The organism is Geotalea uraniireducens Rf4, from assembly GCF_000016745.1.
GTDB classification, from domain to species: domain Bacteria; phylum Desulfobacterota; class Desulfuromonadia; order Geobacterales; family Geobacteraceae; genus Geotalea; species Geotalea uraniireducens.
Window position 1 is genome coordinate 4150311 of record NC_009483.1, and the last position, 26460, is coordinate 4176770.

Annotated in this window: 27 protein-coding genes and 3 riboswitches; of the genes, 2 read left to right on the forward strand and 25 right to left on the reverse strand. The window is 59.2% G+C overall.

Going from position 1 to position 26460, the window contains the following annotated elements:
• Positions 1–64: 64 nt before the first annotated feature.
• On the forward strand, positions 65–844 hold the full coding sequence (gene scpB, locus GURA_RS18025; RefSeq protein ID WP_011940348.1) for a methylmalonyl-CoA decarboxylase: 780 nt from the start codon (positions 65–67) through the stop codon (positions 842–844).
• 660 nt (positions 845–1504) lie between these two features.
• Here scpB and GURA_RS18030 read toward each other — a convergent pair.
• Complete coding sequence (locus GURA_RS18030) at positions 1505–1798, reverse strand: DUF3553 domain-containing protein (protein WP_011940349.1); 294 nt, start codon at positions 1796–1798, stop codon at positions 1505–1507.
• Between the two features lie 196 nt (positions 1799–1994).
• Positions 1995–2115: riboswitch (molybdenum cofactor riboswitch) on the reverse strand.
• A 196-nt stretch (positions 2116–2311) separates the two neighbouring features.
• On the reverse strand, positions 2312–3655 hold the full coding sequence (locus GURA_RS18035) for an aldehyde dehydrogenase family protein (RefSeq protein ID WP_011940351.1): 1344 nt from the start codon (positions 3653–3655) through the stop codon (positions 2312–2314).
• A 456-nt stretch (positions 3656–4111) separates the two neighbouring features.
• Here GURA_RS18035 and GURA_RS18040 point away from each other — a divergent pair, with 456 nt between their 5' ends.
• Positions 4112–6094 carry a sigma-54-dependent Fis family transcriptional regulator gene (locus GURA_RS18040; RefSeq protein ID WP_011940352.1) on the forward strand — a complete coding sequence of 661 codons (1983 nt, stop codon included), beginning with the start codon at positions 4112–4114 and terminating at the stop codon, positions 6092–6094.
• Between the two features lie 111 nt (positions 6095–6205).
• On the opposite strand, the gene GURA_RS18045 is transcribed toward GURA_RS18040, so the two are convergent.
• The 23 genes from GURA_RS18045 to mftA form a co-directional block, all read right to left on the reverse strand.
• Positions 6206–6694, reverse strand: a complete 489-nt coding sequence (locus tag GURA_RS18045) for a MogA/MoaB family molybdenum cofactor biosynthesis protein (protein WP_011940353.1) — start codon at positions 6692–6694, stop codon at positions 6206–6208.
• Positions 6695–6772: 78 nt separating this feature from the next.
• On the reverse strand, positions 6773–7255 hold the full coding sequence (gene moaC, locus GURA_RS18050) for a cyclic pyranopterin monophosphate synthase MoaC (RefSeq protein ID WP_011940354.1): 483 nt from the start codon (positions 7253–7255) through the stop codon (positions 6773–6775).
• Between the two features lie 114 nt (positions 7256–7369).
• The gene (locus tag GURA_RS18055) at positions 7370–8587 is read right to left on the reverse strand and encodes a molybdopterin molybdotransferase MoeA (RefSeq protein ID WP_011940355.1); all 1218 of its coding nucleotides are present in this window, start codon (positions 8585–8587) and stop codon (positions 7370–7372) included.
• Between the two features lie 47 nt (positions 8588–8634).
• A complete protein-coding gene (locus GURA_RS18060) occupies positions 8635–9732 on the reverse strand; it encodes an ABC transporter ATP-binding protein (protein ID WP_011940356.1) in 1098 nt (365 codons plus the stop codon).
• Positions 9729–10427 (reverse strand): ABC transporter permease, encoded by a 699-nt coding sequence (locus tag GURA_RS18065; RefSeq protein WP_011940357.1) that lies wholly within the window; start codon positions 10425–10427, stop codon positions 9729–9731. Before GURA_RS18065 ends, GURA_RS18060 begins: the two co-directional genes overlap by 4 nt.
• Entirely contained in the window at positions 10427–11284 is an 858-nt protein-coding gene (locus GURA_RS18070) for a substrate-binding domain-containing protein (RefSeq protein WP_011940358.1), read from the reverse strand. The genes GURA_RS18065 and GURA_RS18070 overlap by 1 nt, the downstream gene beginning before the upstream one ends.
• 123 nt (positions 11285–11407) lie before the next feature.
• Entirely contained in the window at positions 11408–11791 is a 384-nt protein-coding gene (locus GURA_RS18075; protein ID WP_011940359.1) for a molybdenum cofactor biosynthesis protein MoaE, read from the reverse strand.
• Between the two features lie 90 nt (positions 11792–11881).
• Positions 11882–12000, reverse strand: a riboswitch (molybdenum cofactor riboswitch).
• Positions 12001–12103: 103 nt separating this feature from the next.
• The gene (locus GURA_RS18080) at positions 12104–12883 is read right to left on the reverse strand and encodes an IclR family transcriptional regulator (RefSeq protein WP_041246128.1); all 780 of its coding nucleotides are present in this window, start codon (positions 12881–12883) and stop codon (positions 12104–12106) included.
• Between the two features lie 14 nt (positions 12884–12897).
• Positions 12898–13539 (reverse strand): hypothetical protein, encoded by a 642-nt coding sequence (locus GURA_RS18085; RefSeq protein ID WP_011940361.1) that lies wholly within the window; start codon positions 13537–13539, stop codon positions 12898–12900.
• Positions 13540–13560: 21 nt separating this feature from the next.
• Complete coding sequence (locus tag GURA_RS18090) at positions 13561–13806, reverse strand: MoaD/ThiS family protein (protein ID WP_011940362.1); 246 nt, start codon at positions 13804–13806, stop codon at positions 13561–13563.
• A gap of 30 nt (positions 13807–13836) precedes the next feature.
• Positions 13837–14055, reverse strand: a complete 219-nt coding sequence (locus tag GURA_RS18095) for a hypothetical protein (protein ID WP_041245546.1) — start codon at positions 14053–14055, stop codon at positions 13837–13839.
• Between the two features lie 277 nt (positions 14056–14332).
• Positions 14333–16069: an aldehyde ferredoxin oxidoreductase C-terminal domain-containing protein gene (locus GURA_RS18100; RefSeq protein WP_011940364.1), complete on the reverse strand. Its 1737-nt coding sequence runs from the start codon at positions 16067–16069 to the stop codon at positions 14333–14335.
• Between the two features lie 37 nt (positions 16070–16106).
• A riboswitch (molybdenum cofactor riboswitch) is annotated at positions 16107–16223 on the reverse strand.
• Between the two features lie 2 nt (positions 16224–16225).
• Complete coding sequence (locus tag GURA_RS18105; protein WP_011940365.1) at positions 16226–17341, reverse strand: FIST signal transduction protein; 1116 nt, start codon at positions 17339–17341, stop codon at positions 16226–16228.
• A gap of 15 nt (positions 17342–17356) precedes the next feature.
• A complete protein-coding gene (locus GURA_RS25015) occupies positions 17357–17560 on the reverse strand; it encodes a hypothetical protein (RefSeq protein WP_011940366.1) in 204 nt (67 codons plus the stop codon).
• A gap of 89 nt (positions 17561–17649) precedes the next feature.
• Positions 17650–19083, reverse strand: coding sequence for a mycofactocin biosynthesis glycosyltransferase MftF (gene mftF / locus GURA_RS18115; protein ID WP_011940367.1), 1434 nt, complete (start codon positions 19081–19083; stop codon positions 17650–17652).
• 73 nt (positions 19084–19156) lie between these two features.
• Positions 19157–20047, reverse strand: a complete 891-nt coding sequence (locus tag GURA_RS18120) for an electron transfer flavoprotein subunit beta/FixA family protein (protein WP_011940368.1) — start codon at positions 20045–20047, stop codon at positions 19157–19159.
• Between the two features lie 86 nt (positions 20048–20133).
• Positions 20134–20412, reverse strand: coding sequence for a ferredoxin family protein (locus GURA_RS18125; protein WP_011940369.1), 279 nt, complete (start codon positions 20410–20412; stop codon positions 20134–20136).
• A complete protein-coding gene (locus tag GURA_RS18130) occupies positions 20409–21707 on the reverse strand; it encodes an FAD-dependent oxidoreductase (RefSeq protein WP_011940370.1) in 1299 nt (432 codons plus the stop codon). Before GURA_RS18130 ends, GURA_RS18125 begins: the two co-directional genes overlap by 4 nt.
• The gene (locus GURA_RS18135; protein WP_011940371.1) at positions 21704–22708 is read right to left on the reverse strand and encodes an electron transfer flavoprotein subunit alpha/FixB family protein; all 1005 of its coding nucleotides are present in this window, start codon (positions 22706–22708) and stop codon (positions 21704–21706) included. The genes GURA_RS18130 and GURA_RS18135 overlap by 4 nt, the downstream gene beginning before the upstream one ends.
• Entirely contained in the window at positions 22708–24669 is a 1962-nt protein-coding gene (locus tag GURA_RS18140) for a mycofactocin system FadH/OYE family oxidoreductase 2 (RefSeq protein ID WP_011940372.1), read from the reverse strand. Before GURA_RS18140 ends, GURA_RS18135 begins: the two co-directional genes overlap by 1 nt.
• A 24-nt stretch (positions 24670–24693) precedes the next feature.
• Positions 24694–25737, reverse strand: a complete 1044-nt coding sequence (mftC, locus tag GURA_RS18145; RefSeq protein WP_011940373.1) for a mycofactocin radical SAM maturase — start codon at positions 25735–25737, stop codon at positions 24694–24696.
• Positions 25727–25981 carry a mycofactocin biosynthesis chaperone MftB gene (gene mftB / locus GURA_RS18150; protein ID WP_011940374.1) on the reverse strand — a complete coding sequence of 85 codons (255 nt, stop codon included), beginning with the start codon at positions 25979–25981 and terminating at the stop codon, positions 25727–25729. The genes mftC and mftB overlap by 11 nt, the downstream gene beginning before the upstream one ends.
• A gap of 1 nt (position 25982) precedes the next feature.
• Complete coding sequence (gene mftA, locus GURA_RS23725; RefSeq protein WP_083764939.1) at positions 25983–26090, reverse strand: variant-type mycofactocin precursor; 108 nt, start codon at positions 26088–26090, stop codon at positions 25983–25985.
• Between the last annotated feature and the right edge of the window lie 370 nt (positions 26091–26460).

Below are 26460 nucleotides of genomic sequence, written 5' to 3' on the forward strand. Positions count from 1 at the left end.
AATGTTAAAATTTATTTACAAACCAAAAAGATGCATCCCAAAACGGACCGGGGAGGTCAACGCCATGTCGCTGATATCCATCCATTGTGCCGATGAGATCGCCACCATAACATTCACCAACTCCGCGCGCCGCAACGCCCTCAGCAATGCGATGATCGAGGAGGTACTCCATGCCGTCCACGACTTCGAGCAAAACAAGATGCGGGTACTGGTCCTCCGGGCAGAGCGGGGGGTGAAGGTCTGGTCTGCGGGGCGCGACGTTACGGAACTCCCCCAACCATGCCGGGACCCGTTGGAGTATGGTGATCCACTGGAGATCATCCTCCGTCAGGTGCAGGAATGCTCCATGCCGGTCATAGCCATGCTGGAGGGGAGCGTCTGGGGCGGGGCGTGCGACCTCGTCCTCAGCTGCGACATCGTGATCGGCTGCCCCACCACCTCCTTCTGCATGACCCCCGCCAAGATCGGCGTGCCGTATAACGTTACGGGGATCCTCCACTTCCTGAACATCATGGGGGCGAACCTCGCCAAGGAAATGTTCTTCACCGCCGAGCCGCTGAGCGCCGAACGGGCGGCGAATTTCGGCATAATCAACCATCTCGTGCAGACGGAGGAGCTGGAGGGCTTCACCTACGAGATGGCCCGCCGGATAACCCGGAACAGCCCCCTGACCATCTCGGTCATCAAAGAGCAGGTGCGCCTCCTCTCCTGCGCCCACCCCCTGAGCCCACCCACCTTCGAGCGCATCCAGGGACTGCGGAGAAAGGTCTGCGATAGCAAGGACTACATGGAAGGGATCAACGCGTTCCTGGAAAAACGAGATCCGTCGTTTAAAGGGGAGTAGGCGTAGAATGCCGACGGCGGCTTACCCGGCACCCTCCCCCTCCCCGCCGGTCACCATCTCGCTCCTGCCGTAACACATCCTTGAGACCAAAATAAAGAGGGCCTGCATCACTGCGGGCCCTCTTTGTCTTCGAACGCAAGCATGCGTGCGGCCGACCTCCCTCTTTACTCCCTTTCTCCCTCAATGTTCCACAAAAACACTATATACGCCGGAATAGAACAGTTGGGCTGTTCCATTTCAGAACCATGGTCACAGGTTTTGCCCGCAGAAACATGCGCGGCAGTACCGGAACCCCTTTGTTAACGACATATTACACAGAATAAACAGGGCAATAACATAATTGGTACAGGGCTTGCGATAATTTGCCAACATCGTAAGCTGGACCAGCAATTACTGTCACAAGAAAATTCCAAAACCAACAAAGGGAGTACTGCAATGACGAACATCAAGTTTGGGCTCGAAATCGCCGGGGTTTTATTGATGGGCATTTTTGTTCTTTTTGCTGCCTATATCAAGATAGGTGGCATGTCTTCGAAAAAGAGCAAATAAACAAAAGACACATCGGCATAAGGAAAGGGGGGAGGCTGTTTTTAGTAAAACAGCCTTTCCCCTTTTTCCACAACCCCAGAATTCAGTAACTCAATCCGCCCCCATTGCCTTTCATTGACCCACGTCTATTTCCCCATCAACCTTGTATCGATCACGCTTCAAGACCGGAATCAAACTCGCGGTTTCGACGGGACGCCCCCATTTTACGCGGACTTCCCTGACCACCAGGTACATGAGCTCATCCTCCGGCACCTTGGTCAGCGCTGCGTAACCGGGATGAATGAGCTTCTCGCCGGCCTGTTCGAACCGAATCAGGAGGTTTCCCTCCTTGGCCGGATTCACTACGCTTCCTATCCCCCACGACGGCATGGCCGCATGCCTTACCAGATCCCCTTTCTTGAACATTTCAAGCGTCCCCTAAATAACATGGAATGACTGCCTGACTGCCGTTTTCAAGTGTATCTTGGATTGGCCAGGATGCAAATTCCCGGGGATTTTGCGGGGTGCTCGACCAGCGGCTGTGCAAAAGGGACCAGCAGCGGCGCAGCCGGAACGAAAAAGGCCCCTCCCCGGCTGGAGAGAGGCCTGCAGCGGAAACGGTTCTGACGGAGGGTGTTCTCCTTTTCAAAAGGAAGGCGCAGCCGTTTCCGGCAGCACCCGTTGGCCGCGCACCGTGAGAGGGTTGCCCTGGTGGGTACGGCGGCTCGGAGAGCCGACAATTTATTCAGTTACAGATCCTGGGTCTTTAAGCAAAATAAATGCCCGGCTTTACAACGCCGGGCATTTATCACATGCAATATTAACCATCTGAAATAATTATTTAATTTTTTCCTCCGGCCGCGCATAAAACCAAATCTCCGCCAAGGAGCCGCGGCAAAATCACCCAGCATGACGATCACCTCAAGAACGACTGACGCTTTACGCAGCCATATTCCTTCTCGCAACCCGCTTGATATTGAGGAGGTTCTTGTAGCCGACGTTTTCTGTGGTGATGTTGCCCCCCATGGCACCGCACCCGAGGGTCAGGGAGGGAACGAGGCTGTTATAGAGGGCGCCGATGGTGCCATGGACAGAAGGCTGGTTCCAGACGACCCGATTGGCGGGAACCCTGAGGGCAAACTCCGTCGCTACCCCCTCGTCCTCGGTAAAGACCACGGCCGAGTGACCTGCGCCGCCGAATTCCAGCTGGCTGACAGCGGCGGAAATTGCTTTCTCCTTACTGTCGACAATGAACCAGCCGAGAACCGGGGAGAGTTTCTCGTGGCTCATCCAGTCTTCGGGGCCGGTGGTGGTGAGCGGCACCATGAGCAGTTTCACGTCGGCAGGCACTGTAAAGCCTGCGAGTTCGGCGATAAACTGGGGCTTCTTGCCGATAATCTGCATGGACGGAACCCCCCGCTCCTTGTCGAACATCACGGCTTCCAGCTTTGCCTTCTCCTCGTCGTTGCAGAGATAGGCGCCGTTTTCTTTGAAGAGCTTGAGCGCCTTTTCAGCAACTGCTTTATCATCAAAGATCACCGACTGGTCAGAGGAGCAGATGGTGCCGTTGTCGAAGGTTTTCGAGGCGATGACATCAGGAATCGCGATATTCAAATTAGCGCTCTTTTCGATGTATACCGGCACATTGCCTGGACCGACGCCAAGGGCGGGATGGCCGGAACTGTATGCTGCCTTGACCATGGCACCACCACCGGTGGCAATGACCATCGCCACGCCGGGATGCTTCATCAGGGCGTCCGTAGCTTCGATTGACGGTTCTTCGACCCACTGGATGCAGTTAGCCGGAGCGCCTGCGGCAACGGCTGCGTCAAGCATGATCCGGGCGGCAGCCGCGCTGCATTTCTGCGCCTTGGGGTGGAATGCCAGACAGATCACATTGCGCCCCTTCAGGGCGATGAGGGATTTGAACAGGGTAGTTGCAGCCGGATTGGTCACCGGCGTGATGGCGGCGATCACGCCGAAAGGTTCGGCAATGGAGATTATTCCGTCATCTTCCTCGATTATGCCGACCGATCTCTTGTCCTTCATGTAGTCATAGACGACCTGGGTGCCGAAGTGGTTCTTGATGACCTTGTCTTCCACATTGCCGATGCCGGTTTCCTCAACGGCCATTTCCGCGAGCTTGCGCTCATTGGCAACGCCGGCCTTGGTCATCGCCTCCGTGATCCTGTCAACCTGTTCCTGGGTTAAACCCTTGAAAGCTTCAGCTGCCTTGCGTGCCTTTGCGACCATCTGATCGACCTGAGTTACTAAACATGTCATGTTGTCACCTTTCCCTTTTAAAGCATTCTTTGTTATAAGGCCGATGCCTTGTCGTCCACTTAGCACCGAGCATGCCAATCGCAAAACAGTGTTCTTATTCACAACACACCCCTTGACATCAATAATTCGCAAAAAGCATAAACCTACGTAAAAGCAGATACATAGCCACCTTTAAGGGAAGTGCGGCCTCAACCCATGTTCATGTTACCCCCCTTGTCCCCATGGTCCAATTGGAAGCGCATTAATGTGATTAACCAGCCAACTGCCACAAAACGTGACACCTGCACCATGAACAGGTGTCACATAAACTAACAATCTCCTATCAGGTATGACGTTATTCTATTGTCTATTATGAATAATTCTCGATAGTTGGCATAATGTCTACATCTAGTGCGACAGGTTTGCATTGATTTTTAAAACGATATTCGCTAGAATCAGCCATAAGGAGTGGTCTGCATGCATAAATTCCCCACTATCAGCAAGATCAAGATAAATCAGGCTCGCGCCGATTTTATCAGCCGCGGGACGCTCCCCACCGGCCTCGTCTCGGACTCCATAATGCGTTCCTGGCGACGTTCGATCGACAATGGTGTGGACATGGAGCGGGAAAACAGCAACATTCCGACCATCACCAGCAAGGAACTGGAAGGTCTCACGGAAAAGAATCGCAACCTCCTCGTCCAGTCCTTCCCCGTCATGGAGAACCTCTACGAGCAGATCCAGGACACTTCGAGCATGGTGATCCTGGCAGATGCGACAGGGGTCGTGCTCCACTCCCTGGGGGATACGGATTTCGTGGACCGGGCCCGCAAAGTGTCCTTGCAGCCCGGCGGCATCTGGTCCGAGCAGTTTCGCGGCACGAATGCCATCGGCACTGCCATTGTGGAGCAACTGCCGGTCCTTGTGCACAGTTCGGAACACTACGTAACGTCCAACGATTTTCTAACCTGCTCGGCCGCCCCGATCTTCGACCCGTACGGCAAGCTCCTCGGCGTCCTCGACGTTTCCGGCGACTGCCGCGCCTACCAGCAGCATACGATGGCCCTCGTGAGGATTTCCGTTCAGCAGATCGAAAACCAGATGTTTTCCATCGGCTTCGATTCGGACATCATCCTTCAGTTCCATAGCCGCCCCGAATTCATCGGCACCATGTACGAAGCCATTGCGGTATTCGGACGTGATGGCCGTTTGCTGGCAGCGAACCGGAGCGCCCTCCTGCACCTGGGATTGGACCGTTACCGGGCCCAGACCGTAACGTTCACCCACCTGTTCGACCTGTCTCTCGACTCGCTGCTGGCCCATGCCGGGGCTACCCCCCAGCCGGTCCTGCAGCTGCCCCTCTACGGCGGGATGAAGGTATTCGGCCGGGCAAGGGTTTCGCCGGCACGATCTGCCAAGGTAATCAGTCACAAAGGATCGCCGGGAGCATCCACACCGGCACGAAAACCGGGCCTGAGCGAAAGACGGCTTCTCGCCCTGGATGCCCTGGAGTTCGGCGATACCAGGATGCGGAGCGCCATCGACAAGGCGCGGAGGGTAGCGGGACACGATATACCGGTGCTGATTGAAGGGGAATCGGGAACCGGCAAAGAGCTTTTCGCCAGGGCGATGCATCTGAGCGGCGGGCGGCGCAATGCGCCGTTCGTGGCGCTCAACTGCGCGGCGATACCGGAAAATTTGATCGAATCGGAGTTGTTCGGCTATCAGGAAGGGGCGTTCACCGGGGCAAAGCGGAACGGGAGTATGGGCAAAATCCGGCAGGCGGACGGGGGAACTCTGTTTTTGGACGAAATCGGCGACATGCCGTTGGCGCTGCAAGCGAGGTTACTTCGGGTGCTCCAGGAACGCACCGTTACCCCGCTGGGAGGCGCCGGTTCCCACCCCATCGACATCTCGGTGGTCTGTGCAACCAACCGGAAGCTTCGGGACGAAATCGCTGCAGGGCGTTTCCGGGAAGATCTTTACTACCGCCTCAATGGACTGCTCATCACCCTGCCGACCCTGCGGGAGCGCGAAGACCTGCGTCCCCTGGCACAGTCCATTCTGAATGAGATTACAGGATTGGGGCGGGTGATAAGGTTGAGGGACGACGTGCTCGACATTTTCGCGTCTCACCCCTGGCCGGGCAATGTCCGCCAGATGCATAACGTGCTCCGCACTGCGGTCGCCCTCCTCGGAGAAGACGACGAGATCAGCGTGGTCCACCTCTCCGACGACTTTCTGGAACAGTACCGGGAAGCCGCCCCCCTTCACATTGAGAGTAAAAACTACCTCCCGGCCACGACGGTGCAGGCCGGCACGGCAAGCCTGGACCATCTGGAGGCCCAGGCAATCCGCCAGGCGGTCAGGGAATGCAACGGCAACATATCTGCCGCTGCACGACGGCTCGGGATAAGCAGGAACACCCTCTACCGGAAAATGCGTTCCATCGGCCTGTGATGCCTTGCCGGATTTTCCTGGCAGTCACATTCAAGCAAGATCCTCATTTTTACCTGCTGCAGCCAACCTGACAGAGCGTACCGGCATCGAATAGCCTGAGATATTCGGGATTCACGGCGTGCCGCACTCAGCCTGGTCCCCCTGGATCTTGGCCACCGCATGGGGGACCGCCGGCCAGACGGCCTCCAGGTTCTCTATCGCCCCTTTCGGACTTCCCGGCAGGTTGATGATGAGCGTCTGCCCCCTGATGCCGGCCACCGCCCGGGAGATCATGGCATTTGGGGTCTTCAGGAGGCTCTTTGCCCGCATCACCTCGCCGAAGCCGGGGATGAGACGGTCGAGCACCTCCACGGTCGCATCGGGGGTCACATCCCGGGGTGACACACCGGTGCCGCCGCAGGTGAGTATGAGATCGAAGGTGTTGCTGTCGGCCCATTCCCGCAGCCGCTCGATGATCATCGCACCCTCGTCGGGGATCACCTCGCAACGGTTGGTCGTCACCCCCTGCTGGCTGAGCCATTTCTCCAACGCCGGACCGCTGGCATCGGCCCGCTCACCGCGGGCGCCACGGTCGCTCAAAATCAATAATGCAGCCTTCATGATTGAATCCTTTGTAGGAGCAACCCCGTGTGGTTGCCCGATTTGGTTGCCCGGTGTGGGCGGCACATGGGGCCGCCCCTACCGTTCTTCCTCCCGCCGGTAGACGCCGCTCTTGCCGCCTTCCTTGTAGAGGAGCGCCACCTGGCCGATGGTTATTCCCTTGTCGCTACCCTTGCACATATCGTAGACAGTGAGTGCTGCCACCGAGGCCGATACCATCGCCTCCATCTCCACTCCGGTCCGCTCGAAGGCCCGCACCGTCGCGGTCACGGCAATTTCGCCCGTTTCCGGATCGGTGGCGAATTCGACCGCCGCATGGTGGATGGCGAGCGGGTGGGAAAGGGGGATCAACTCCGGTGTTTTCTTCGCGGCGGCGATGCCGGCAAGCCGGGCAACGCCGAGGACGTCCCCCTTGGTCATCCTTCCATCGAGGATGGCCTGCAAAGTCTCCGGCCGGAGGCGGACCACGGCCTGCGCCCTGGCGGTGCGCAGCGTCGGCTCCTTGCCGCTGACATCGACCATGATCGCCTGCCCCTGTTCGTCAAAGTGGTTGAATGACATGTGTGGTGCTCCTTTGTCGCAGTTCTATGTTCTATGTTCTATGTTCTATGTTCTATGTTCTATGTTCTATGTTTTTTAAACCTCGAACATAGAACCTAGAACGTAGAACAGCCTTCATCCTTCCAGCATATCCACGTCGCCGCGCAGCAGATGCACATCCACCTCTTCGCCGGCGGCAACCGCGGTCCTGTCCTTCGGCAACACTGCGATAGCGTTGGCCCTGACCATGGTCTTCAGGATGCCCGTGTTCTGGTCCCCGGAAATGGAAGCCCAATACCGGCCGTTTTCCACTTCGATCCTGACCCGCAGGAAATGCACCTTGCCCGGCTTCTTTCGCGCATCTTCGCGGAGGGTCGCCTTCACGTACGGCTTGATCACCCGCTTGTGCCCCATCATCCTGAGAAGCGCCGGCTTGGCGAATTCCTCGAAGGTGACCATGGTGGAAACAGGGTTGCCCGGAAGGGAAAAGACCGGTTTCCCATCTTTCACCCCGAAGGCGGTGGGGCCTCCCGGCTTCATGTCCACCTTCCAGAACAGCTGCCCGACCCCCAGCTCGGCAAGGCAGTCGCGCACCAGGTCCCGGTCTCCAGCCGAAACCCCGGCGGAGGTGATCAGAGCATCCGCCTTAAGCCCCTCGATCATCTTTTCCAGATGGCTTTCCCGGTTGTCACGGGCAATGCCGAGTATGATCGGTTCCGCGCCGATCTCCCGGATGGCCGCGGCCAGAGAAAGCGCATTGCTGTTGATGATCCTGCCGTCCGCGGGCGGCTCCCCCAACTCGATCAGTTCGTCACCAGTGGAGAGGACCGCCACCCGCGCCCGGCGAAAGACCGGTACGACCGCCTTGCCGAAGGAGGCCAGCATGCTGATTTCCGGCGGATGAATGACCGTGCCTGCCGTAATGATCGTCTCGCCACGGCAAACGTCCATCCCCCGGAAGCGGATGTGCTGACGCGGGGTCACTTTCTCCTTCAAGAAAACAGCGCCGTCGCGCTCCTCCGTTTCCTCTACTGGGACCACCGCGTCGCAGTCAGCGGGAATGGGGGCGCCGGTCATGATCCTGACGGCGCTGCCGGGCTCGATCGCCGGAGTTACGGCCCCGCCAGCGGGGATGTAGCCGGTGACTTTCAGGGTACAATTCCCTTCCAGGCAGTCGGAAGTCCGCACCGCAAAGCCGTCCATAGCCGAATTGTCATAGAACGGCATGTCCCAGGGCGCCGTTACATCTTCCGCAATGACCCGGCCGAGGGCCGACAGTAGATCGACCCGCTCAACGCCTAGGGGGGCAACGCTGTTGATGATAATGCTGCGCGCATCTTCAAAGCTGGGCATGAAGAATCTTCTCCTTTATTTCAAACGAAACTGTTCTGCCATGCACATCATTTCCCGGCACGGATCAGATGAACGGCAGTGGCCTTGAACGAGACAAAAACCCGCTTCCCCTCGTCAAGGTGCAGATTGCCGAGGGATTGATTAGTCAGGTACGCAACCAGGGAAAAACCGCAGTCCAGGTGAATCTTTTGGAATACCCCGGTCGGAATGATTTTTCTGATGGTTGCGGGAAAGACGTTCCTGGCGCTGGTCTCGCCGGCCGGGTCAAAAATATCGATGGTCACGTGCTCGGGCCGGATGCAGAAGACGGCTGTCTCGCCCGCGGCAGCAGTGCCGGGGAACTCGATGCGGCGCTCTGCCAGGGCCACGGTGACCAGGCCGGCGGCGGTTGCAAGTACCGTCCCGGTCAGGACGTTCTCCATGCCGACGAAAGAGGCCACGAACTCGTCCACCGGCTGGTTCATCACCTCGACCGGCGTGCCGCTCTGGACGATCTCCCCCTGATTCATGACCACCATCCGGTCCGACAGCCGCAGAGCCTCCAACTGGTCGTGGGTCGCCAGCACCGCCGCTGTGCCGGTCTCCGTCAGTATCCGGTCCAGATCGTCCATAAGCGCCTGGCGTGTGGGTGGGTCGAGGGCGACGAACGGCTCATCGAGAAAGATCATCTCCGGCCGAATGGCAAAGGCCCGCGCCAGGCTGGTCCGCTGGGCTTCGCCACCGGAAAGCTTGCGGGCCGAGCGTTCTGCCAGGTTGACCATGTTGAACAGCTCCATGGTCGCCATGACCCGGCTCCTGACCTCCTGCCTGCTCAGCCCGCGAATCTTCAACCCGGCAGCCACGTTATCAAAGACCGTGGCATCGAACAGGAGCGGCTGTTGAAAGACCATGGCCAGCCGCCGGCGATAGGCAAAGGTCGCCCGATCGGAAACGATTGGCTCCCCCTGGCAGCGCAAGGTCCCCGTAGCGGCAGGAATCAGGCGGGCCAGGGCCAGCAGCAGGGTCGACTTGCCGGCGCCATTGGGGCCGATGAGTGACAGTACCTCGTTTTCATGCAGTGTGAAAGAGGGAATGGCGAGCACCCGCACCCCGCCACGACAGACCTCCAGATCCTGTACGTCGAGAAAGCTTGCAGCAGCGCTCATCGCGGCCGCTCCCGCTGCTGGATCCGGGTGAGGACGTAGTTGATGACAAAACTGAGCAGGAGCAGGATGATGCTGAGCGCAATGGCGATATCGAAATTGCCGCGGCTCGTCTCCATGACCGTTGCCGTAGTCAGGACCCGCGTGTACCCTTTGATGTTCCCGCCGACCATGATCGACGCGCCCACCTCGGAGATGACACCGCCGAAGCCGGCCATGACGCCTGCCAGGAGGGGAAGGCGCGCCTCTTTGATAAGTATCCGGACCATCTGCAGGCGGGTAGCGCCGAGCGCCAGGATCTGCAGCCTGAGGTTTGCCGGCAGGTTCTGGATGGAGGCGACCGTAATGCCGGTTACGATGGGTGTCGCGATCACTGCCTGGGCAATGATCATGGCGGTCGGCGTGTAGAGTATCTCCAGAAATCCGAATGGTCCGTTGCGCCAGAGGAAGATGGTGACGAAAAGCCCGACCACCACCGGCGGCAGTCCCATCCCCGTATTGACGATGCTCACCATGAGACGTTTGCCGGGGAAATCGGCCAGCGCCAGCAGGGTGCCGGATAAAATGCCGAGCACCAGGCTGATGATGGTGGCAGTAACGGAAACCTTGAGCGACAGTAGCGTTATCGCCAACACTTCCTGGTCAAGGGAAGCAAGCAGTGCAACGGCCTTGGCAATTCCTTCGGCAAGCAGCTCCATTACAGTCCCAGTGTTTCAGGTTTTTTACCGGCATCCGGGAAAAAGAGGGGCGAACCGAACTTTTCCACGCCGAATTTGCCGATGAGTTCCTGGACCTTGCGGGAAACCATGAAATCGGCAAAGGCCTTGCCGCCGGCCGCATTGATCTTGGGCCACTTGGCAGGATTCAGCTCGATCACGTGGTAGACATTGAGCAGCTTGGCGTCCCCCTCCACGAGGATCGCCAGCCCCAGGTTCTTCCTGATGGACAGGTAGGTCCCGCGGTCGGCCAGGGTGTACCCCTTTTTCTCGGCAGCCACATTGAGGGTATCCCCCATGCCGAGCCCGGTCTGCTGGTACCATTTCTGCCCGTCGGGGGTGATGCCGGCCGTTTTCCACAGCTTCTTCTCCTTGGCGTGGGTGCCGGAATTGTCCCCGCGCGACAGGAACAGGCTGCCGGACTGGGCGATTCTCTTCAAGGCGTCGGCGGAAGTTTTCGCGCCGCGGATTTTAGCCGGGTCGCTTGCCGGCCCGACGATGATGAAGTCGTTGTGCATAACCAGCCGCCGGGTGACGCCGAACCCTTCGGCCATGAATTTCTTTTCGTCATCGGGCGAGTGAACCAGCAGCACATCGGCCTCACCCTTCTTCCCCATGGCCATGGCCTGCCCGGAACCGACGGCGATGGTTTTGACGAAATAGCCGCTCTCCTTTTCGAATATCGGGATCAGGACGTCCAGAAGCCCTGAATCCTGGGTGCTGGTGGTGGTGGCGAGGATGACCGATTTGGGTGCTGCGGATGCCGGGGTCGGCAAGCCAAAGGCGATGCAAGCAGTCACCGCTGCCAGCAATAATGAGAACTGTTTCCAAATTTTCATTCGTTCCTCCTTGTGCATCAAATTGAATTGTATGCCGTAGGCCTGACTCTCTTCTTCAGGCATTACCGTTATTTTACCAGATTATCTTGCCACTCTCGGGAATTCGGGGAAAAAAGCGGGCCGTCAAGGATGAAACATTTCCTGCTTCTTGATCGTGGCCATCTTTTTCAGGCGGCTGATCCCGTACTTGCAGGCTTCGAAGGCGTCTTCGCTGTTGGGTGAGCTTGCCGCCACCAGGGAGATGATGTCTCCCACCCCCAGACAGCCGGTCCTTCTGATCAGCAGCACGTCCTCAATCTCCCATTTTTCCTTCAGTTCCCCCGAAATAATCCCCAACTCGGCCTTGGTGTCGCCTTCCGAGCGATAATCGATACATGATGTGGCTTTGCCGACGCCGATATCCTCTTTGACCACTGCGTAATGAAGAACGACCGATCCCGACCTGCTCTTTTCGATCAACCCGTAGGCTTCCGATGGATTGATGGGTTCTGTTGACACTATGACCATTGCTTATTTCCTTCCTTGTCATCATGCGGAATTGGGCGAAACAATGAAAAAGGGGCCTCCTTGTCCGAATAAGGAGGCCCCTGAACGTTTTGCAACGCTGCGGTTTCTCCTTTCCAAAAGGGAGGCGCTGCCGTTTCCGGCAGAACCCATAGGCCGTGCGCCATCAGGTACAAACCTTTTAGGCGCTACAGCTCGGAGAGCGTCAGTTTCCCGTCCGGGTTCAGCGGATGGATACTGACATGTGGGATTATGCAGTCTTTTTGAGGGAAGTCAAGAAATTCTCGACACGACAGAGTATACGTTTTTCTGCTGTCAGCTATAGCCGAGGCGGGCGGAAACTTCAGCGGCGCCGGTCCTGACCAGTGGAACCAGCTCTCCAGCAATGCGCTCTGCGGTAAAACGCATGACCGGTCCGGAAATGCTGAGCGCTCCGACAACTCTCTTGGTATAGTCGCGAATGGGCGCGCTGATGCACCTGACACCCACGTCAAGCTCTTCATCGTCAATGGCGTATCCCTGCGCCACCACTTGCAGGAGTTGCCTCTGCAACTCCTCCCGGTTGACAATGGTGTGCGGGGTGCAACGCTCCAATTCACTGGCAGGAAGGTGCTGCACCAGCTCCTCGGCTGCCATGGCGGCGAGATGCACCTTGCCCGCAGCAGTGCAGTATGCGGGGAGCCGCGCCCCGACCCGTGGGACCACCCGGACGGGCAAATCGGATTCAACCGCGTCCAGATAAATGATATGTGCATCCTGTAGCAGCGCCACATAACTGGTTTCATGGCAGTGAGCCGTCAGCGTTTCCAGTACCGGCTTGGCCTGGCGCAACAGCCCCATCTGCCTGATCATGGTCTGCCCCAGTTCCAGGTTTTTCAGACCGAGGCGATAGCTGCCCGTGGACCGGTTCTGCTCGATATAGTTATGCGACTCAAGGGTAGCCAGCAACCTGAATACATTGTTCTTGTGGAGATCCAGGCGTTTGGAGAGCTCGGTGACGCCAAGCTCCACCACGTCGCCATGGAACTGCTCCAGGAGGTCAAGGGCATGGATAACGGTCTGAATGATATAACTCGACTTCTCTTTTTTCATTATGGTTCTAATGGTAGTCATACCTCGATTTCATGGAAATTAACGGCCAGACATACCGTTGCGCCGGGGGGAAAGAGCTCCCCGCTCTGCAACAGGGCTGGCCCAACCGCTCTGCCGTTGAGGAATGCCTTAGCGCACCCCTGCCAGAAGGAAGCTGGTTTGCCGGCAAAAAAATCCGTCAGCTCGGACGGGCCCAGAATCATGCCGCGTCGGAGAAAGTCCGGTCCAAGCTCGGGAAGGAGGAGGTTGAAGAGCTTGACGCGGACCGTGGCGATCCGGTCAGGTACGTCGGCAGCGGTTTCCTGGTAGGTGATCCCGCCGCGCATGGCGGCGTAATACCCGCCGCGCCGCATGGTGGCCCCGACCAGCCCCGGCATCGCCCCGGAAAGGGCGATAACTGCCCCTTCCCTGATGACCGCCCTGTTCACGTCGTCTATGGGACGGCTGTCGAGAAAGATCGTTGTGATCCGCCGCGCCACGTAATCGGGAGAAAGGCCCCATTGAAGGCTCAGAAGCTTATCCAGGGTGCAGCCGACGCGGGCCACGACGCCGAAGCCCTGTTGCAGTATCGGTAAGAACTCCCCAAACTGGTCGGATTTCATTTCCAGATCGAGGTATGTATGGGAAACCTCTGTCAGCTGTTCATCCTCTTTAGACACGTCTACACCCCGTTGTGCTCCCTACCCCCCGCCGATGGGGGGGAACATGGCGACCCGGTCATCGGCACGCAGGACCGACTCTTCCGGCTCGTGGTGGTTGTTGACCATAACGAGCAGCGGAATGGCCGGGTCTATACCCAACATATCCCGTAGCGCGCGAATCGTCGTCCCGGATGGGACTTCCAGGCGGAACCCCGTTTCCCCGCAGCAGGGAAGATCCGGGTTGGCGCAGCGCAACCCGGCAAAGAGCGCGATATCCAGTTCCATGGCACTACTCCCATTTAAATCCGCATATCTTCACAGGTCGCAGGGAAGGTGAATCAGTTCGCAGCTGCGACACTTTCCATACCGGGCCGGGAGAAAAAGAACATTGACCGAGAGACATTTTTTGCACTGCCAGAACTTGAAGTCCGAGACCTCCCGACCGGCAAGTTGGCTGAAATACCAGCGATAGTAGGAATCCCAGTCATACTCCGGGCGTTGCTCGGCTTTTTCCACCAGTTGTTCCAGCAGCATGTCCCCCCCCTGATCGGCCCATTAAAACGACGGGGCGAAATGCCCCGCCTGATCCAGCATACTGCCAAGGCGTTCAGATTTGCGTCAGGTCGGCCCCGCCCGCAGCCCCCCCCCCCGCGGAGGCCCCTCACCCGGCCTTCGGCCACCCTCTCCCATGAAGGGAGAGGGTGAACTGTATTCCTTCCCCCTTTGGGGGAGGGATAAGGAGAGGGACGCTACGCCGCACAAGGCGGGGTCCGAGGACGGGACCGAGATGGCGTAAATATGGACGCCTATACTACCAGTTGAATACTTCGTCCAGCTCCTCATCCTTCATCATGAAAGTGAGGTTGTGTGGTGCAACCGGCTCGTTGTAGAAGAAGCGCGGCAACCGATCGTGGTGCTTGGTGAAGCCGGCCCGGGTGTTGAAGTCCCGCTCGGCGGAGAGTACCTTTTTCCCCAGCGCCACCACGTCGTCGCCGGTCATGGTGATGCCGTAGAAGGAACCGAGCATGTCCAGGAGCGCCTGGAAGGTTTCCGGCTGGTCCAAGATGGCAAAGGCGATGAAGAGGCACATGCCGGTGGAGTCGATGGCGGCGGTGGCGATCTGCAGGTTCCGCGACAGTTCTATCTGCCCCTCGGTCTTGAGCGGATCAACGTCGCCCCCCACCTTGAGGATGTTGGTGGCGATGGCGTATCCGGCCGTGTGGTCGGCCCCCTGGGTGGTCGTGGCATAGGTGACGCCGATTCCCTGGACTGCGCGCGGATCGTAGGCAGGCAGGGCCTGGTCCTTGACCACCGGCACCCGCTCGACGCCGAACACCTTGCCGGTCACCGCGGCGCCGCTGCCAAGCACCCGCCCGAGCGGCGTCCCCTTGCCGACCTCTTCCATCAGCCGGATAGCGCCTTCGCGGTCGCCGAACTCGATAATCCCCGCATCCATGGCCACGCCGATGGTGACCCCCATCTCGATTGTGTCGACGCCGATGTTGTCGTCCATGAAGTCGAGCCGGGCGACGGTGTCCAGGTCGTCGATGCCGCAGTGGCCGCCATGGGACCAGACCGTCTCGTACTCGGGCTGTTTGGTCAGGTAATGACCGTCTTTATCGTTGTATATCCCCGAGCACTGGATGACGCAGCCGCGATGGCAGCCGTGGGTGGCGGTGCCGCCCCGCTTGATTTCCAGTTCCGCCTGGGCTTCGCCGGAGAGCTTGGACGAGCCGGCGAACTGGCCGGTCTTGAAGTTATTGGTTGGATAGCCGCCCGCCTCGTTGAGCACGTTGGTGAGGACGTTGGTGCCGTATGCGGGGAGCCCTTCGCCGGTGACCGGGTGCTTGCGCAGCCCTTCGACGAATTTGCGGTTGGCGTCACGGTATTTTTCCGGGTCCTTGGGAGGACGCATAGTCATGCCTGCGTCATCGAGGATGATCGCCTTGACCCTCTTGGCGCCCATTACCGCTCCCACTCCGCCACGGCCGCAGTGGCGGGTCGGCCGCAGTTCGGGGTCGGTGCAGGCGATGGAGGCTGCCAGCAGTTTCCGCTCTCCGGCAGTGCCGATGGACATGTAGGCCACCTTGTCGCCGTATTCCTGGCGCAGCTTCTCGATGACCGGGTAGTTGTCCAGCTCCTTCAGGCTGTTGTCGACGATGACCTTGATGCCGTCCTTGTTGATATGGATCTTGTAGAGGTCGTCACCAGCCGGCTTCCCTTCGAGGATGACGGCGGCATAGCCGAGCCGAGCCAGCACCTGGGCCGCCTGGCCGCCAGCGTTGGATTCCTTGATGGTGCCGGTCAGCGGGCTCTTGCAGCCGACCGACAGCCGGCCGGTCATGGAGCCGGTGGTGCCGCTCAGCATGCCGGGGGCGATGACCAGCTTGTTCTCCGCTCCCAGCGGATGACAGAGGGGGTGCACTTCCTTGGCGATGATGAGGGACGTCATCGCCCTGCCGCCGAGTCCGGCATACTCGCCGACTTCTTCAAACGTTACCATGGGGCCGCCTGCCGCCCCCATGTCGATCCTGGCAATCTTTTCCATACGTTTACTCCTTTCCCTTTTTTGAATGTTGTGGCTTCAAGCCACGTTAATTCTCCTTTCCAAAGGGAGGCGTCGCAGTTTCCCGCGAAACCCGTTGGCCTCTTTCCTTGGGGGGATGCCCTGTAGGTGAGGAGGCTCGGAGAAAAACAGGTGTGGTCATACAGTCCAATGAAACGCTATCATCACTGCCGTCTGGTTCAAATGGCCGATGAACTGCTCGCCGTAGGTGCTGAAACCGATGGTGGGAATGCCTGCGAACAGCTCCCCGTATTTGTCGCTCTGACCTTTTTGCTCAAGCTCCATGGTGCGCAGGATGCAATTGAAGGTAATGATGCCGGAGATGCCCGCAAGTTCCGATCTTGCCGCTTCGAGCGCCTTTTTCGTGTCGGCGATGATGTCCGTCGATTCCAGCAGATTCAGTTCCATGCCTTCCTTCACGCCGCAGCAGAAGTGCATGCTGTTCCCCATGATTCTCTGCGGGCTGAGCACGTACGGATCGCCTTCGAAGACAATCCCGACCGGATTGCTCATAAAGCGATTCGGGGCATCGGCAACTGAAGTGCCCACAGCCTCCGCATAGGCAATGGCAGCCGGTTTGTGGTTGAACTCCAGGATTTCCCGTTTCGCCTCGTTCACCTTGGTCACCAGCAGTTTTTGCGGCAAGGGGGAGAAACTTTGCGTCTTGATGAACGAAAACGGGCCCGCCGGCTCCAGCACCGCCAGCACTGCCGCATTGGTGTAACTCTTGCCGTTGGCGTAAACATGGGTGGCGGAAAATTTCAGATCGTCTCCCGCTGAGCCGCCAACAAAGTTTATGTTGGTCAAATCGCCGATCCGGTCTATTACCCGCTCTTCCGCGCCGCTCAGGCCATCGATGAGCAAGATTCCCAGATACTTCTTGCGGTCCATTGCCGCCGGCGGCGTTTGAAAATGCTGCTCGAAAGCATCGAACGCCTTGTCCACCGGGTTCCCGGTCGTGATGTTTTCAAGCACCTCAACCTTTACCCCATTGAGGGAATCCCGGCTGAATGCCATGGCAACAACGGAATGGTTGAGCATCCTGCCGGAAACGATCTCCCCCGCGGTCGAACAGCCGAAGGTCACGGCATCGGGGAAGGCGTTCCCCATCAAACGGGCGGCGCGCTCGGGATCAAATATGGAGGAAGCGAAGAACACGAGCATTTTCGCTTCAAACCCTCCCAGCTGTTGCCGGATGTCCGCAACAGCTTCGCGTATGTCACTCTCAACGGAAAAGGCTGTTTTTATGTTCACAAGCGGCTCCTGTTATCATTCCGTATTCAGTTTGTATTCGTTGATCATCTCTTGCAGTTTCCCCATCACAACCGGGTCGTCATCGGATTGAGCGGTGTAATTTTTAGGATCGATACCCTTCAGGATCAGTTTGATCTTTACGGTTCCTTCCAGAATTTTGTCGCCATGCGCCCGTTGAGTGACGATGGTATCGATCAGCCGCTTGATATTCCCGGCCATCTCGTGTCTCCTCTGTCTTTATCTGACTGTTACCCAAGCGACGTTGCCGTTGGGTTTTTCGATGATCCGTTTAATCCGACCCGCCTTGACTACGTGGACAGCTCCATCTGCCTGAGGATCACTACGCGGTAGCTGGCGAACGTCTTGCGCCGCAGACATCCCCAGAAGACGCCGGCCCCGTAAGCGATCTGTTCCAGAAGGTAGATGACGGCAAAACCGACAAACGACAGGCGCGGCTTTCTGACCGAATAATCGACCCCGGCAGCACACGCCAGCACAGCAACTGGCACGGCGCAGAACAGGGGAACGATCAAGGCGATGGCGATGAGTACCGGGGCGTAGTATCGCACCAGGTGGTAGCAGAGGTAATAGACCAGACTGCCGAGGGCCCGCAGGCGACCCGCAAGAAGAGCAGAAAGGCCGATAGGGAGTCGCCGGCGGGCAAACCGCAACCGGACGACCATCGCGTCGGCCGCGAGCACCCCCGCTGCCGGCAGTAACGACCAGCAGCCCGTAAACGGAGCCATGAGGCAGAGTGCCAGGACAAAGGCCAGCAGAGGAGGGATAATCATCCGCTTCCGTCGGTGGGGATGGAGGAGCTGGAGCAGCCCTTCGGAGGTGCCGTAGTCGAAACGGCGGGACATGAATGAACGGAGGGTGCTGCGGTGCTCGTGGTAAACACGGCCCAGAGGGAGGTAAGCGATGGTCCATCCCTCGTCCCGCAGGCGCCAGGTCAGGTCAACGTCCTCACCCACATGCATGGCATCGTCGAAACCGTCGACGCTGAGGAAAATGGTCCGCCGCACCAGCATGTTGCAGCTCGGCAGATAGAACGTATCGTCCCCCCCACTTCCGGAGCGCTCCCGGGAACCGAGGGAAAGGCTGGACATGACCGCCTCGTAGCGGTCGACGGCGGAAGTAGTGCACATTCCGTCCACCATCCCCCCAACCGCCGCCGTTTTGGGATCGTTGAAGAGCGGTATCAGTTCCGCAAGCCACTTCTCCGACGCGGTACAGTCCGAATCGATGAAGGCGAGTATCTCTCCCCGTGCGTTCGCAGCCCCGACGTTGCGGGCCGCTGCCGGCCCCCGTCCCGTGCCGCCTGATGGTACGACGAGGGCTCCGAATTCCCGCGCAACCAGCGGGGAGTCGTCCCGGCTTCCGTCATCCACGACGATTACCTGGATCATCTCCTGCGGATAGTCGAGCTGGGCGAGGGAAGCAAGGCAGCGTTTCAACTCTTCTGCCCGGTCCTTGACCGGGATGACGACACTGACAGTGGGAAGTGCCGCCGGTTGCTCCTGAACGCTTCGAAGCCGCTCCACGAATCCCTTTGCCGCCAGCTGCTCCAGAACTTCCGCTTCGCCGGCAGTTGCGGCCCTCAGCGATCCATCCATCCCGAGTCTGACCAGTTCCGCCAGGGAACGGTTAAGGCGCAGGACGCAGAGGGGAGCCTTTGCCACGAGGAAGCTTCCCCCGTCCCGTTCCACCAGTTCCACATGCTGCGCCAGTCGATAGATCATCTTGATAACCTCTGACTACCATGAAAAGCTTTCGCCACAGGACTTACAGATCCAAACGGTCCGAGAGGACTCATCACGCCTTCTCCACCAAAAGCCCCTCTTCACCAAGTATCCGCCAGAGCCCTTCTGCCGTATCATCGGTCGAAAGAGCATGCTGTTTTCCCTCACGGGCCTTGATCCCGCCGGAGAGGAGCGAGAGGATACGCTCGAAAGCGGGAAGTTTTGCATCCGGAGTCACCACCCGCACCGGGTCGGGACGCGGGACACCGAACTCGGCTGTCGTGAGATATGCGCCCGTGGCGCCGATCTCCCAGAAGGGGAGCCCCAGGTCCGCCAGTCCCCACGTTTCAACGTTTGCGGTCAGCGCCTCGGTAACAGCCTCGACGGAAGGATAGCGGGGCGACCGGCTTTCCTCGAAGAGAATCGTAGATGGGAACGGTACGGTGACCACCTGCCTGCCACCCCGATCCCCTTTGCGCAGCACTTCAACCCATTCGGTTTTCAGGGTGAGAGAGACGGCGGCGGCAATGCTTGGCATGCCGTTCACGGCAGCGGCCAGGGCCGGCACCGGATCGTTACCCCGGTCAGCCAGGCGGTTACCGGTGAAGACGAGGGTTGGCGCAAGAATGGTCATGATCCGGGAGAGGACCCTGGCATCAGCCACGGCGTCCCCCCCCTCCAGGCCATGATCCCAGAACCGTATCCCCCGGTCAGCCCCCATGGAGAAGGCAAGCCGCAAGGTGTCGTCAAGACGGGCGGGACCGACTGCAAGAACGGTCACCGTGGCGCCGACTCTGTCTTTAAGGCAGAGCGCCTCTTCCAGGGCCGCAAGATCGGCCGGGTTCGGTACGCGCCTTAAGCCCCGGTCGCTGATGCCAGCGCCCCGCGTGATGACGCGGGCCGGGGGGCGAGGATCACTGCTCTCCCGAAGGAGGACGAGTATGTTGAGTTTTTTCTGTGGCATGGGTAACTCCTGAAATTAATTTTGAATTATGAATGTTGAATTTTGAATTAAATTCAAAATTAAGAGTTCAAAATTCAAAATTGCCTTTACGTCATTCGGTACGCGACGCCGAATCCTCCCCGCGGGTAGCGCCAGCGGGTGAAGGCGTTCTTGTGGCAGACCACATAGCAGGTGCCGCATTCCAGGCAGCCGTCATGGACGAAGGTCATTATTTGCTCCTCCTCCGACCAGGTGTAGCAACGGGCGGGACAGGAGTTGGTGCAGCCGCGATTGTCGCAGCCGACGCAGACCGCAGTATCGAGAACGATATGGGGTTCCCGGTCGATGGTGAAACTGGTGAAGTCGAATATTTCGTCTATGTTCACAATGCCCTCCAGGCGGTCAGGGCGTCGGAGATGGCGTTCTTCAGGCCGACCCTCTCCTTCACCTCCCGCAGGATGAGTTTGGGGATGCTCATCTTTGGGGTGCCGTCGATGCGGTAGATGTGTTCCATCATGCTGCAGACCAGTTCCGGGTACTCATTGTAGATCCGCTCGATGTGGAGCATCTTGGGAGCGTTTCTGAACCCCTTCAGGTCCTTCATTACCCAGCTCAGGTCGAGCCGTTCCTTGTAGCGTTTGAGCGTTTTCAGGGAAAAGTCCTGCTGCTGATGCGCCTCGATGACGGTCTTTCCCGCCAGGATGCCGGAGTGGGAGGCCAGGTTGATCCCCTCCAGGTTGACGCCGGTGGCATTACAGAGCGCAGCGGCGTCGCCGGCGACCAGAATGCCGTTGCCGGCCAGTTCCGGAATCATGTTGTAGCCACCTTCGGGGATGACGTGTGCCGAATATTCCTGCAACCGTCCCCCCCGCACCAGCTTGGCCACCTGCGGTTGCTCCATGAACTCGTTGAGCAGGTCGTAGGGGGTCTTGCCACTGGTGCGCAGACTGGCCAGGTGAAACACCAGGCCGATCGAAAGCGAATCGTAGTTGGTGTAGAGGAAACCGCCACCGCGAACACCGCCGGTGCAGCCGACGAACTCATTGGCAAAGCCCTGGTCCCGAACCAGCCCAAAGCGATCGTCGATCATCTCTCGCGGCATGTCGATCAGCGCCTTGACACCCACAGCCATCTGATCGGCATTGAACTTGGGACGGCGCAATCCGGCCTTCTGGGCCGTGAACGACAGTACACCGTCGGCGGCGATCACCACCGGGGCCTTGATCTGTCCCGTGCGTCCCAGGATGGAGACCCCGGCGATCCGGTCGTTCTTGTAGATCAGGTCGTCCACCGTGGAACGGGTGATCAGGGTGGCGCCGGCTTTGACGGCCTCTTCGGCCAACCAGCGATCAAAGCGGGGGCGGAAGACGGTATAACCGTTGTAGGGGGCGCGGTCGAAGTTGGTGGTTTCATGCTGTACGTTGAAGCTGGCCTCCGCCGTCATGAAGGTTGTCCCCTTCTTGGCGATGTGCCGCTCCAGGGGCGCCTTGGTCCAGAAGTCGGGCATGAGCTCTTCGATGGAGGTCATGCGGTGCAGGATGCCGCCGAACATGTTCTTTTCGCCCGGAAATGTGCCGCGCTCAACAAGGGCCACGTCCAGCCCGGCCCGCGCCATGGTCAATGCGGCCGAGGAGCCGGCCGGTCCCGCACCGACTACGATTGCCTGATACTGTTTACTCATGGCGCACCTCCGACGCTCGATTTAACCCGATCCAGGAGGCGCGGCAGCACCTCCTTCAGATCGGCCACGAACCCCTCGTCGGAGTTGGTGAAAATGGGAGCCTTGGCATCGCTGTTGACCGCCACGATCCGCTTGGAATCCTTGATCCCTCCCACGTGGTGCATGGAGCCGGAAATGCCGAGTGCCAGGTAGAGCCGCGGGACCACGGTCCGGCCGGTCTGGCCGACCATCCGCTCGAAGCCGGTCCACCCCAGGTCGTAAACGGGGCGGGTAACGCCATAGGAGACATTCAACAATTTGCAGAGTTCTTTGAACTGCTCAAAGATGGCCGGATCGCACCCCTTACCGACGCTGAAGATCACTTCCGCCTCGGTCAGATCCACGGTCTGCGGATCGGGCGGAATCCGCTCGATGATCGTGCCGGTGGCTCCGGTCGGCAGGGCCGCCGGTTGCCAGGTGACCATTGCGGGCGTGGTTGCGGTCACCGATGGCATCAGGACCTGGCTTAAGGAGCGGGTCGGTACGGTGATCACCAGGGGGCGGTTGCCGTCCCAATTCTTGGTCTCCGCGATCCGGCTGCCGAGGGCCTGGCGGGAGAAACGCACCCCTTCCGGACCACGGCGGCCGCTGACCACCTCGGTCATGATGGCGGCATCCAGCGCCGCCGCCACCACCGGCGCCAGGGTGGCACCCAGGTCGTTATGGGGAAGCACCAGGAGGTTGGCCGACTGCTCGGCCACGAGCTGCGCCAGTGCTTTGCCGAGCAGAACCGGCGCGTCGAGCAGGGACTCGCACCCGGCCATCCGGGTGATGGCCGGAGTACCATAGGTGCCGAATTGGGCTAGAGCCTCTCCCTCCGGGAGAACGGGAGTGACCGCCCCCCAGCTGCCGTCGATGAAGCCGGCCAGCCTGGCACCGTAGGAGAGGAGCCCCCGTCCGGTCTCACCGAGTTCGCCATCGGGGAGATCGGCAAAAACGAGGATCTTAGCGGTGAAGGACATCAGATCTCCCTCCCGATCTTGTGCCCTTCCCAGATGGCCATGTCCACCTTGCGGGGAGCAACGCAGTCGCCAATCCGATACAACTCCGGCACCTTCCCTTTCAGGCTCATGTACAGGTCTTCCTCCACCTGCTGTCCCATGACCAGAACGATGGAGTCATAGGGACCCCAGTCGAACCAAACGTTGGAGTAGACATTGAACCCCTTGACGGTCTTGGCACCTGCTTCACCGCCGACTTCCATCACGGCGATGTCGGGAGTAAAGGTGACCCCCTTCTGCAGCAGCCGCTGGCGTGACGAGTAGAGGTCCTGGGTCGGTCCCAGCTCTGCGCAGATGAAGAGGCTGGAGGTGATCATGTCGATCTTTTTCCCCTGGTTGGCCAGGAACTCGGCGGTCGCCGTGGCGCGCTGGTGTCCGTCGTAGTCGATCAGACAGACGTTCTGTCCCAGTTCGGCCTCACCGTTCAGCACCTGCAGGACATTGAAGATTGCCGGACCGTCGGCGCCACCCACCGGGTGCTTCTTGGGGATGCTGCCGGTGGCCACAATCACCACGTCGGGCTTCTCGGCCAGGAGCTGTTCGGTGGTCGCCTCAGCGCCAAGCTTGACGGTCACGCCGGCTTTGTCCACCTGACTCTTCTCGTTGCGGATGATGACGCCGAACTCGTCGCGGCCGGTCCCCTTCATGGCGGTCACCACCTGCCCACCCAGGCCCTCGTTCCGATCGATGAGGGTGACCTTGTGGCCGCGGCGGCCGGCCATCTTGGCGGCCCACATGCCGGCCGGGCCACCGCCGACGATGGTCACATTTTTCTTCACGCTGGCCTTTTCCAGGGTACCTTCACCCCACTCCTTTTCCCGGCCGACAGCCGGGTTCTGGACGCAGCCGAGCGTCTTGTTCATGCCGATCCGGCCGATGCACCCCTGGTTGCAGGCGATGCAGTAGCGGATGTCTTCCAGCCGACCTTCCTGCGCCTTCTTCGGGAGGAACGGGTCGCAGATGAGTCCCCGGCACATGCCGATCATGTCGGCCTGGCCGTTGGCCAGCACCTTCTCGGCCATGACCGGGTCGTTGATCCGGCCGGTGCAGAAGACCGGCAGCTTGATCCGCTCCCGGATGCCGGCAGCCAGCGGGATGGTGTAGCCGAGCGGGGTGTGCATGGAGCCTTCCACCAGGTAGAGGTTGTAGAAGGTGGCAATGGAGAGGTCCATGAAGTCGATAAGTCCCGAGGCCTCGAAGCGGGCGCAAATTTCCTGCACCTGGGCCAGGTCCAGGCCGCCTGGAATCATCTCGTCGGCGCACATCCTGATGCCGAGGGTGAAGTCGTTCCCCACCGCCTTGCGGACCGCAGCGATGAACTTGAGCGGTGCCCGCATCCGGTTCTCCAGGCTCCCGCCGTACTCGTCGTTGCGGAAGTTGGTGAGCGGCGACAAGAACTGGCGAGCCAGACTGGAATGGCCGAACTGCAACTCGATCCCGTCGAATCCACCTTCACGGACGTGAATGGCACTCTTGGCAAAATAGCGGGCCACTTCCTCGATATCCTCCGGTTCCATTGCCTTTGGCGTCTCCCGGAACAGGACATCCGGAATCGGCGACGGTGCCCAGACCGGCAACCGGGAGATGCTGCCGTCACCCTGCTGGCCGTTGTGGTTCAACTGGGCGAAGATCTTGGCGTCATACTGGTGCACGTAGTCGGTGATCTTCTTGAAGCCGGGAATCACCTCTGCATGGTAGACATCGATCAGCTTCTCGTAGGCCATGTCGGTCGGATGGACCGTCAACTCCTCGGTGATAATGAGACCGGCCCCCCCCTTGGCCCTCTCGCCCCAGTAGTACATCTGCCGTTCGCTGGGAAGATTGCCTATCGCCAGGTTGGTCAGGTGCGGCTGGAAGGAAATGCGGTTCTTCACCTCGGTCGTACCCAGCTTGAGGGGTGAAAACAGATTCGGGAACATCATGATTAGTGGCTCCTTGAAGATTTATCAGGCGGCCTGCGCCGCTTTATTCGCGTCGGCAATGGAGGTCACGCAGCGCTCCAGGCACTCCGGGTCTCCGCCGTTGATGTCGTTTTTCAGGTGCCAGGCAACGGCCGGACAGCCGCCGTGGCACTGGTCGAAGCGGTTGCACTCCTCGCAGGAGTGGATCCGCAGGGAACGGAACGAGTCGTATATTTCCGAGCTGTCCCAGATCTCCTGGAAGCTCTGCTCCCGGAGCGAACCGGCCTTGAACCGGTCAGTCTGAAGAAAGGCACAGGGGTACATGTTGCCAGTGGGACCAACACAGCAGGTCAGCTTGGCCGCACCGCAGAGGTTCAAGCCCAGCCCCTGCCGCTCCTGTGAGGTCAGGGAGAAGAAGCTGTCGCCGGTCCGAACATCGCCGCTCTTGGCCAGCCAGTCGGAGAATGCGAGCAGCTGGGCCGGTGTCGGCCGGAGTTCTTCCCAGTTGTCCGCCCCCCGCCCGGACGGACGGAAGCGGCTCACCCGCAGCGACACGCCGAGGGAGTGTGCCATCTCGTACATGGCCGGGATCTGGCTGGCGTTCTGGGTAGTGAGAACAGTATTGATGCTGGTCGGGATCGAGGTGGCGGCCAGAAGTTTGATCGCCTCGATGGCCTTGTGGTAAACACCTTTGCCGCGGATGGCGTCGCAGGTTTCCGCTGTGGCACCATCCATGCTGACCTGGATGGCAACCAGCCGGGTCGTGGCCAGACGGGCGACCCGCTCGGCATTGAGCAGGGTCCCGTTGGTGGAGATGCAGGTCATGATGCCCCGGCCATGACAGGCGACCAGGATCTCTTCAAAATCGGGACGGAGAAACGGTTCGCCGCCGCCGAAATTGATCTGGAAGACTCCGGCCTGGTGGACTTGCTCCACCAGGTCGAGGGCTTCGGCCGTGGAGAGCTCGCCAGCGGCGGGCTCTCCGGAAGACGAAAGACAGTGGGTGCAGCGGAGGTTGCAGGCCAACGACACTTCCCAGGTCAAGTTCACCGGGGAACGAAGCCCCAGTTCGACATATCTATTGCTCACGGAGAAACCCCTTTTCTAGAAGTTGGGTAACGAATTTCTGTAATGCCCGCTTCTGGTTGTCGGTCAGTCCCTCGGGGAGTTCATCCCTGTTGCGGACGGCCCCGTAGAAGTCTGCTGGAAGCAGCTTGCCGGTCTCGGCAAAGAGAAGGCGCGGCCCCCGTGAATCATAAAAAAGGAGGCCAAACCCTTCCTGCCGCACGCGACAAGCGGGGTGAAGTCGTATGCCTGCGCCTGCCGCTGCCATGTTAGTAAACCCCGCAGATGCCGTCGATTGCGAGCTCTTCAACCTGGATCTCTTCCAGAATCCGTGGCTCCTCATTACATGTTTCGTTTGTCTGTTTTTCAGTTTCCATTTTTCTTCTCCTTTAGAGTGTTCTTTTCTGCGCAGATTTCGTTGCGCGTTTTATATACGGTATTATGCAACGCCGATGCCAAAAAATAAAACAACGATTTATACGTAAATTCCATGGCATTAGCAACAGGCAAATATGGCAGATTTCCATCGAATTGTGGAGAAATGGGGCAACCCATAAGAAAAGAACGTGTCCGCACCATAGCTTGATTGTCGACTTTCTCCACAACGGGGATTTTATCTACACTATAATAAACCTGTGTTTTGATTTTATAGGTAGCACCATACTAAAATGGGAAAATCGCAATTTAAATTTACCCGGCAGCGGCAATAAAAGGCTCGCCCGCGATGGCGGCTTGGCACCATGCCGC